The 9,086-nt window shown below is 57.2% G+C and carries 5 protein-coding genes and 2 pseudogenes; 5 read left to right on the top strand and 2 right to left on the bottom strand.

From position 1 onward, the window contains the following. Positions 1–349: pseudogene (locus ACN5AZ_RS18480) on the top strand (tryptophan--tRNA ligase); the annotation flags it as partial. A gap of 621 nt (positions 350–970) precedes the next feature. Here the strand turns inward: ACN5AZ_RS18480 and ACN5AZ_RS18475 are convergent. Continuing rightward, positions 971–1,147, bottom strand: a complete 177-nt coding sequence (locus ACN5AZ_RS18475; RefSeq protein ID WP_419430372.1) for a hypothetical protein — start codon at positions 1,145–1,147, stop codon at positions 971–973. 1,205 nt (positions 1,148–2,352) lie between these two features. Between ACN5AZ_RS18475 and ACN5AZ_RS18470 the strand changes: the two genes are divergently transcribed. The 4 genes from ACN5AZ_RS18470 to ACN5AZ_RS18455 all read left to right on the top strand — a co-directional run bounded on the left by ACN5AZ_RS18470 (position 2,353) and on the right by ACN5AZ_RS18455 (position 8,100). After that, a protein-coding gene (locus tag ACN5AZ_RS18470) for an IS3 family transposase (RefSeq protein WP_419430373.1) occupies positions 2,353–3,494 on the top strand; the annotation gives its coding sequence in 2 pieces (ribosomal slippage) (positions 2,353–2,632 and positions 2,632–3,494; 1,143 coding nt in all). A gap of 1,056 nt (positions 3,495–4,550) precedes the next feature. Beyond that, positions 4,551–5,762 carry a glycosyltransferase gene (locus ACN5AZ_RS18465; protein ID WP_419430371.1) on the top strand — a complete coding sequence of 404 codons (1,212 nt, stop codon included), beginning with the start codon at positions 4,551–4,553 and terminating at the stop codon, positions 5,760–5,762. Between the two features lie 186 nt (positions 5,763–5,948). Further along, positions 5,949–6,839 (top strand): glycosyltransferase, encoded by an 891-nt coding sequence (locus ACN5AZ_RS18460; RefSeq protein ID WP_419430370.1) that lies wholly within the window; start codon positions 5,949–5,951, stop codon positions 6,837–6,839. A gap of 4 nt (positions 6,840–6,843) precedes the next feature. Further along, on the top strand, positions 6,844–8,100 hold the full coding sequence (locus ACN5AZ_RS18455) for a hypothetical protein (protein WP_419430369.1): 1,257 nt from the start codon (positions 6,844–6,846) through the stop codon (positions 8,098–8,100). A gap of 104 nt (positions 8,101–8,204) precedes the next feature. Here ACN5AZ_RS18455 and ACN5AZ_RS18450 read toward each other — a convergent pair. Beyond that, positions 8,205–9,086 (bottom strand): annotated as a pseudogene (locus ACN5AZ_RS18450) (IS3 family transposase); the annotation flags it as partial.

Here is a 9,086-nt window from a genome sequence, read left to right as displayed (position 1 = left end):
TGTCAGGGCGATGTTCACAGATCCGAACCATTTGCGTGTGGAAGACCCCGGTCGCGTCGAGGGCAACGTCGTCTTCACGTATCTCGACGCCTTCGATCCCGATCAAGATGAACTTGCCGAACTGAAAGCCCATTACAAACGAGGCGGGCTTGGTGATGGCAAGATCAAAGCGCGGCTGGAGACGATCCTACAGGATCTCATCGCCCCAATTCGTGCGCGCCGTGCGGCGCTTTCCAAAGATCGGGCGTACGTTCTTAAGGTCATTAAAGATGGCACGGAACGGGCGCGGCAACGCACCGAGGAGACAAAGCGCGACGTGGTAAATGGCTTGGGCCTATTCCAGCTGTGAGACAGCACAGAGGCGGGAAAACGGATGAATTTCTGTTTTCCTGTGCGCCAAACCTTCTGGTACCGAACCATGCGCTTAAGCGTAGCCAATCTCAGGACTGGAAAATGCGGCGTTGCGGACGTGGAAATCCCAGCTGCGGTGCGCAGTGGCAGTCTGCACCGCGTTACCTTTACCACGGGCATAGGCTACGCTGCAATGCCGCAGTTCTGTGATCAGGCGCCCTCTGCGACTGGTCGCGGCCATCTTGTGATCCGCTCCGGCGATCCAGCACTCATCCCGGCCTGAGAGCCCGAACCGGGCCTTCAGATGCGCGCCCCCACTGGGACCACGGCCCCTTCCTTGGACCTACAGCTCGGCATCCGTAAATCTCGTTCGCTTCATTGTCCGTACGCAAATTAGGTCGGACTCTTATCGATGGCAGATGAAAAATCCCCTGCCAGGTCAAGGACCACATATTGAGCGTCATCCCCTGAACCTTTTAGTCCACGACCTCGGGCCCGTCTCAAATGACAGCAAGGTTTGGATAAGGCTTGGCGGCGCCTCAGATACAAAGCCAGTTACCATTGTCCGCTCACATGCAAACAAATGTGTTTCCTTCCGCGACGCCAGCAACAAACTACACTAGTCGGCTGCAGAGCTGGGGTCTTTTAAATCGTCTTCTAGCTTGGCGCGCTCAATATCCTCGCGTGCAAGCGTGCTCAACAGCGGCGCCGCAGCGGCCACCCCTCGCAATTGATGCTCCTTCGCGTACTGTCCGATCTCATCAATCATGCGGATGATCCACTCATGCTTTGACATGTTCTGCATCCTTTCGAGTGTTGCGCCGACGCGGAGCAACAGCCCTGTTTCTTCGACTGAAATCTGTCACGGATTTATCGTATGCTTACCGGCCAAAGCGCTTGTCATCGGCCAGTCGCGAATGCGCGGCGCTTTTGGTTCGGGCAATCACGACATAGCGGCATGCCCCCTTAACTGTCGTCTGTCGCTCAGCCTAACGAACGAAAACTTAATGAAGAGTTAACGAGCTGAAATTAATTGCCTGCGTCATGCGTGTGCGAATGGCATGCAAATAACAATGATTTACTTATAGGCCTTCGGTATGAAACGAACGCAAATGAAAATGAGAAGAATCAACCTTGAGTTGTCACGCCGCTTTCGGCTCAAACCCCCTTAATCAACCTATGGCGGATTAAAATCTGGCTAGTCTAGCTGAGCAGAGAACTGTGGTTTGCATTCCGGCTGGCGAGCTAGTGCGTCTTCCCATCGCAGTACTAACCCCCTCAACAGACTACCATTCTAGCGGCTTAGGCGAATACTTACGAACTTTGGGGGGGGAATTCGAATCGCTCCCCGGACATCCGGACGATAGCTTTGGATCTGGAATAGGTTCAGTTGCTCGAATGTATAGCTGAAAACGGCAAACGGGTAGATCGCGACAAAAAAATTTACCACTCTCCTTTAAGTATAAATTGTTGATGTATCACCTGCTTGCTGCCCAAAAAACTTCCGCGTGACGTATCAAAACTTGGCACGCGTAAAATCTACCGTTGATTGAGCGATCAACGCTCGATACCCATTTAGACCTACAAGGCGAAATTGTCTCGTCGGTTACATTCACTATTTCACGGGCAGCAAGACACACCATGTCGACAAAAGTTATCTCTGAAAAAATGGCACACAGCTGCCTGACACTTTTTGTGTTCCAAACCATCGCGCAAATCTTTGCGTGGGTATATCTTAGGGACTCGTTCACTTTCCCCGAGGTTTTCGACATCGTCACTCTCGTGCTATGCGCAGCAAACTTTTGCTTCATCTCCGCGATCTACTACTCAATCCACGTGGATATTGTGATAAAGAGCCTTACCGATCGCGAACCACAATGAGCGTTGGTGATCGAAGACCGCAATGGCGCGCTAGGGTCTGGACGCATTGATTTTCAGGGAGGGGCGTGTGGAGTAGCCCCCTGAAAGTGGTCCACCAACTGGGATAGATTTGCCCCACAAATTGGAGGATCAGCTCAGGCTGGGAAACGAGATAAGTCCGAAGAGATTGTATCGAAGCTTCGGCAGGTTGAAGTTCTGCAGGGACAAGGCGCGACGATCGCCGAGGCGGTGCGTCAGATCGGCGTGACACAGCAGACGTTTTATCGATGGCGTAAGCTTTATGGCGGGATGCAGCGGTCGCAGCTCGCTCGGCTGAAAGAGCTTGAGAAGGAGAACCAACGGCTCAGGCGGGCGGTCTCTGATCTCACGCTGGACAAGCTCATTCTGACCGAGGCTGCAAAGGGAAACTTCTGAGCCCTTCGCGTCGCCGCAAGTGCATTGACCATGTTCGGCAGGAACTTGGCGTGTCTGAACGTCGGGCCTGTCGCACGCTTGGACAGCATCGGTCTACGCAGCGCAAGGTGCCGCGGGGCCGGGTCGACGAGCAGCGTCTGACCGACGACATCATCGCGCTGGCCGACCAGTACGGGCGTTACGGGTATCGGATGGTGACCGGTCTACTCAACAACGCGGGCTGGTGTGTGAACCACAAGCGGGTCGAACGTATTTGGCGGCGCGAAGGGCTGAAGCTTCCGCAAAAGCAGAAGAAAAAAGGACGGCTCTGGCTGAACGATGGCTCCTGTGTCCGTTTGCGGCCCGAACGCCCAAACCATGTCTGGTCTTACGACTTCGTCCAGGACCGCACGGCGGATGGCCGGGTCTATCGGACACTGAACATTATCGATGAATACACCAGGGAGGCGCTCATGATCCGCGTCGATCGCAAGCTCAACTCCACGGACGTGCTGGATGCACTAACCGACCTGTTCATCCTGCGCGGGCAACCGGAATATATCAGATCCGACAATGGGCCGGAATTTATCGCCCAAAAGGTGCGGGATTGGATCGCCGCTGTCGGAGCAAAGACCGCGTACATCGAACCGGGCTCACCCTGGGAAAACGGATACTGCGAAAGCTTCAACGCCAGGTTCCGCGACGAGCTGTTGAATGGTGAAATCTTCTACAGCTTGAGGGAGGCGCAAATCCTGATCGAGCAATGGCGCATCCATTACAACACGATCAGGCCGCACAGCTCATTGGGCTATCGTCCGCCAGCGCCCGAAAGCATCGTGCCAATGGACCAGAGGCCGACGATGCACTAACAATCAAACCGGACCACTCGATGGGGGCATGCCACTCAAATGGTGTTATTTCATCAATTGACGACTTGGCGGACTGCTTCAAGTACGAGGATACTTCAGTTTCGCCGCCACAGCGCAAGTGGTACAGATCTCTCTCAAGGCGATAGCGCTTCGCTTGCGCAGAGAATGTCTCCTTCCCGCCCAATTCTGTTGGAAAACACCCGTTTGCCGGCGCAGAATGTTGATTGTCACCGAGAACTGACGCCGGTAGCCTTATAAAGTGTCACTGAGAGTTGACCCATGTGAACACATTTCCCAACGTTTTTGTTTGGGGGGATTTGGAGTGATCGATTTGGGATTTTTTTAAGTGTCATCCACCGCTGTCAATTCGCGAGCTGTGTGACGCGTTCGGATGTCGGGGTGCCTGTTGGCTCTGAAAGCCGGAGCGTTTCCGACGCAAATCGACCAAGACGTATCTGCTGCAGAGAAGCCTCCGCATCTCCCTGCATAAGCATGTGCAGTGGTGCGATCTTGGATCCAGCTACATTTAGGCCATGGTCACAGCGCTGACGCTATATCCGGGAAAGTCACCGTTCTCGCGGGATCTTTGCCCCTATTTCGAGACAACTTTGGCCGGATTTACATGATCAGAAACACAACGCCATAAGCCATGTTCATACTTTGTTTCTACTTGGCGTGGTTCTACGAAGAAACCTTCCGATGGGGCCACATTGGCTTGAACACGGGGAAGGCACCTTTTTGCTCCCTGCTCTAACTCCTCGGGGTCACGGGGACCGGCAGGGGGGCGGCTCCCGTGCGCATCTCGCCCGAGGCGCGCGACACAAGAACCAATCTGGCCGATTCATGCGGGGATCGCTTTTGCGCCGAAGGCTATCCGGGTGGGCATTGGGCGGGGGTCCTATTCTTTCGGACAGTGGCCCCTTCGCTCGAAGAGGCGGTCCTGTGCCCTTGGCCTCAGGCGTAAACCTCTGCGCAAAATCTCTTTCGCGCGCTTTGCAACAAAGTGGGTCCAAGTCGCAACCCGCGACACCTTTCCTGTCGCAAAGGATCACTCACATGCCGAAAGCTCAACGTATCGCCCTTGTCTCCGCCTTTCCTCCGGGACGTCAGAGCCTCAATGAATATGGTTATCACCTCGCCCGCGAACTCGCCGCCTGTCCCGATGTCAAAGAGATCGTCGTACTGGCTGACAAGCTCCCGCTTTGGGAGCCTGAGCTGGATCTCGGCCCGAAAATCCGCGTGTGCCGTGTCTGGTCCTTCAACAGTCTCTCCATCGGACCCGCCATCTTGCGGGCGCTTTTTCGCGAAGAGGTCGATGGCGTTCTGTGGAACCTTCAGATGGCGAGTTTCGGCAATCGCGAACTTCCGGCGGCCCTCGGTCTGCTCACCCCGGCCTTCACCCGGCTTGGCGGGTGGCGCGGCGGGGTGATCGCGCACAATCTTATTTCCAGGATCGATCTCGACAACACCCAGCTCAAAGGCAAACCCGCCCGTAAAGCCATCGTGCGCGCCGCCGGGGCCGTTGTCACCCGCGCGCTTCTGGCCGCCGGTTACATGACGGTGACGCTGGCCTCCTATGCCGAGATGCTCCAAAGCCGCTTTCCTCGCGCCGAGGTGCATCACATTCCCCACGGCACGTTTGACACCGTCGCGCGCAGCCTGCCGAAACTCTCAGAACGCCCGAAACGGATCGTCACCATGGGCAAATTCGGCACCTATAAACGTATCGAAACCCTGCTGTCTGCATTTGATCTGATGCGCGCTGTGCCGGAATTTGCGGACTATCAACTCGTCATCGGCGGGATGGATCACCCGGCAACCCCCGGCTATCTCGACAAGTTGAAATGGGAAAGACAGGGCGACAAGGGCGTAGTGTTTCACGGCTATGTCGCCGAAGAGGACGTGCCGGAGTTTTTCGCGCAAGCGCGTTTGAGCGTGTTTGACTATAACGCCACGACCGGCAGCTCGGGTGTGCTGCATCAGGCGGCCAGTTATGAAACCGTGCCGGTCTTTCCCAACATCGGGGATTTTATCGATGTCTGTGAGCATGAGGGCCTGAGAGGTGTGAACTATACGCCCGGCAATCCGACTGATATGGCCTGGGCCATGCGGCGGGCTTTGGACGATCTGGACTCCGCGCAAACCCTGGCGGAAAACAATCGCATCGCCTCGCAGGATATTCCCCTGTCCCAAGTCGCACGTTTCCACGTCGCGATGCTGCGCATGACCCGGCGCCAGCGGGCCGAGATGACTCGAGTTTCCGCCTGACGTTTCCCTCCGGTCTCGTGGAAAAGCGGCCTGTCCGAAGGGATAGGCCGCATAAGCTTTTGACCTCCCCCCCACCACCGCAAGAATAGTCAATACCCTTTATAAACAAGGCACTATACCCCCGCAATTGCGCTCTTTCTTTTGGCATCTGAGACAAAGGGTTAACCCGAAATCAAAGGTGCTGCCATGAATGCTGTCGTTTCTCATCTGCTGACCCAAGAGATGCCGCAAGAGATTATCTCTCCTGCCTGCCCTTGGCCGAGCAATCCACGCCTGCGCACGCTGGTCGTTGCGCCCTGCTATAACGAAGCGCGCCGGTTCAATGCGGATGCCTTTGCCTATTTCATGCAGCGCACGCCAGACGTCGACTTTATTTTCGTCAACGACGGCAGCACGGACGCCACCCAAGAGCGCCTCAACGCCTTCCGCGCCGAATGGCCGAACCGCGTCACCATTCTCACTCTGGCGCGCAATGCTGGCAAGGCCGAGGCCGTGCGTCAGGGTCTCTTGTATGCCTGCGATCAGGGGGTGACACGGGTCGCCTATTGGGATGCCGATCTCGCCACGCCGCTTGAGGCGCTCCCGGATTTCATTCGCGCCTTTGATCGCTTCACGAAAACCCATGTGGTCTTTGGCGCGCGTCGCCAGATGCTCGGCCACCGGATCGAACGCCGCCTCTCGCGCCGGATCGTGTCGCGCATGTGTGCCTTTATGGCCCGTCTGGCGCTCGATTTGCCGATCGGAGATTCGCAATGCGGGGCCAAGATGCTGCGCAATTCGCCCGCGCTGCGCCGCGCCCTCGCTGAGCCGTTCACCGCAGGGTGGTTGTTCGATGTCGAACTCTTCATGCGGCTCAAAGATAACCTTGGCCTTAACCGTCATAAATACGCCTTTTATGAACAGCCGCTCGCAGAATGGGACGAGGTGCCCGGATCCAAAGTAACCGCCAAAGCCATCGCGAAAAGCGGGGTGGAAATGCTCAAACTCATCGCCCGGTCGCGTCTCGGGGTCCGTTTCACCACAAAGAGCCTGTCGGTCCCGGCAGAAATCGCCCTCCCGGCGGTCCCAAAAGAGTAATTCCATGGAGCAGCTCTTGAGGTCCGGCGTCCGACTGCGCCTTTTGATCGTCACGCCCGCCGTGGCGATCTTTCTGTCGTCGATGGGCGTGAATGTCGGGAACCTCGGGTTCAACATGATCTTCAGCCGCCTCATGGGGCCGGAGCTTTTCGGACAACTCGCGTTTCTTTTGACCCTGAAACTTTCTCTCTTGTCCCTGTTCGGGGCGGTGCAAATGGCGGTGAGTCATCTTGTTTCCGATTGTCCTGCGACGCATCACCCGGCGCTTTTGTCGGCTCTGTCGGCACTCAACCGGGCGAGCTTTGGCCTGCTTTGTGGCGTTGCGGTCGTGATCTCCGTCGGGCTGTGGCTCTGGCTTGGCGGGGCGGCCCTGCCGCCCGTTCTTTTGGTCGCTGCGGTGCCCTACGGCGCCGCCTTCAGCCTGTTGCGCGGTGTGGCCTATGGCGCGCTCCATACACGGCCCATTATCCTGTCGGCCAATGTCGAAATGGGCGTGCGCCTCATCGGTGCCCTTGTGGCGTGGCAGCTTGGCTTTGGTCTGTCCGGCGTCGTGGGGGCGATTGCGCTTTCTATCGTGGCGGGCTGGTGGGTGGTGCGGCGCGAATTGCCGACCCCCTCTCGATCTCAGGCTCACTCTCAGCCCAGTCTGGTCCGAGCCTTAGTTCTTGGGGCAGGGGCCTTTGCCCTGTTGCAACTGTCTCAGGTGCTCGCCCTCGATGGCGATATTTTCCTCGCGCGGAGTTTTTTGAGCGCCGAAGAGGGTGGGTTGATCGCGGCGCTCTCGCTGTTTCAGCGCATCCAGTTTTTCGCCTGTTTCTCGCTGGCGACCGTACTCTTGCCCGATCTCACCCGTGCGCGGCGTGAGGGGCAGTCGCTTTTGACCGCGCTGCGTCCCGTGGCCGCCTTGTTCGCCGGGGTGAGCCTCTCGGTGCTGATCGCCACCACGGCGATGCCGGAGACGCTCACCGATCTTTTGGTCGGGTCGCAATATCGCGCCGCTGCGCCGATGCTTCGCCTTGCCGCGCTGTCGTCCATTGCTTTCACGCTCAGCTATCTGATCGCCACGGCGCTCATGGCCTTTGGCGACCGAAGCGGGATTTGGATCTGTCTGTCAATCGCGGTGCTGCAACTCGCCGCGATGGCCCTAAGTCCTGATCCTCAGTTGTCCTATTTCGTGACGATCAAACTGGCCGCGCAACTCTTGGCCTGTGGGGTGAGCCTCGGTCTTTTCGTCCAGCGGATGAGGACCGCGCGGGCCTAATCCCTCTTGCCGGATTTCTTGCACAGAAGCCGGCGGGAAAGCAGAGGTGGTCCTGGAAATTCGACCAGTTTGCCGCCGTGGTATGCTATAGCATTGATTTCATTTCAGGCGGCAACCTTCAGGTCCGGAGATCGCCTATCATAGGCCTCGTCCGGCGTCATGATCCCATGTGATGAGTGTGGGCGTTTTTCGTTGTAGTAGCTGATCCAATCACGAATCCCGTCCCGGGCTTCGGAACCGGTTTCGAAGGCGTTCAGATAGACGCATTCGTATTTGAGGGATCGCCAGAGCCGCTCGATCATCCGATTGTCGATCCAGCGGCCACGACCGTCCATCCATTGCCCGGCAGGCGATTGCGAAGCAATCTGCCGAGAGGGGAGATTTTGATCTTCGCATCGCGCAGCACGTCGGTGAAATCGGTGCTGGTGAATTGCGAACCTTGATCGGTGTTGAATATCTCCGGGGGGCCGTATCCGGCCAACGCTTCTTTCAAAGCCTCGACGCAGAATCCCGCGTCCATGCTGTTCGACAGCCGCCAACCCAGCACCTTCCGGCTGTGCCAGTCCATGATGGCAACGAGGTAGAGAAACCCGCGGCGCATTGGAATGTAGCTGATGTCAGCACACCAGACCTGGTTGGTCCGGGTGATGGGTAAGTCCCTCAGAAGATATGGATATATCTTGTGCTCCGGGTGCTTCTTGCTGGTCTTCGGTTCTTGGTAGATCGGCACCAACCGCATGAGCTTCATCAGCCGCCGCACACGATGTCGCCCACATCTGTGGCCCTCCCGCTGCATGTGGTGGGCCATTTGTCGAGACCCATACCACGGCGTCTCCAGGAACTGCTGGTCCCCTCCCGACAGATTTGCATCTGCAAATCGCCTGCCGGGCAATGGATGATTTCCATGAACTTCAGGTTCTCGGCGCTTTCCCCGCGCGGCTGGTAGTAGAGGGTCGAACGTGCCAGTGACAGCAGGCTGCATTGCC

This window comes from Sagittula sp. SSi028 (assembly GCF_048553715.1).
Taxonomy (GTDB): domain Bacteria; phylum Pseudomonadota; class Alphaproteobacteria; order Rhodobacterales; family Rhodobacteraceae; genus Sagittula.
The sequence above is the reverse complement of the archived record's forward strand: the minus strand, read 5'-3'. Positions and strand labels throughout refer to the sequence as shown.

Coding starts and splice junctions, on each gene's coding strand:
- ACN5AZ_RS18475 (WP_419430372.1), bottom strand. CDS start 1,147: ATGTCAAAGCATGAGTGGATCATCCGCATGATTGATGAGATCGGACAG.
- ACN5AZ_RS18465 (WP_419430371.1), top strand. CDS start 4,551: ATGCCGAAAGCTCAACGTATCGCCCTTGTCTCCGCCTTTCCTCCGGGA.
- ACN5AZ_RS18460 (WP_419430370.1), top strand. CDS start 5,949: ATGAATGCTGTCGTTTCTCATCTGCTGACCCAAGAGATGCCGCAAGAG.
- ACN5AZ_RS18455 (WP_419430369.1), top strand. CDS start 6,844: ATGGAGCAGCTCTTGAGGTCCGGCGTCCGACTGCGCCTTTTGATCGTC.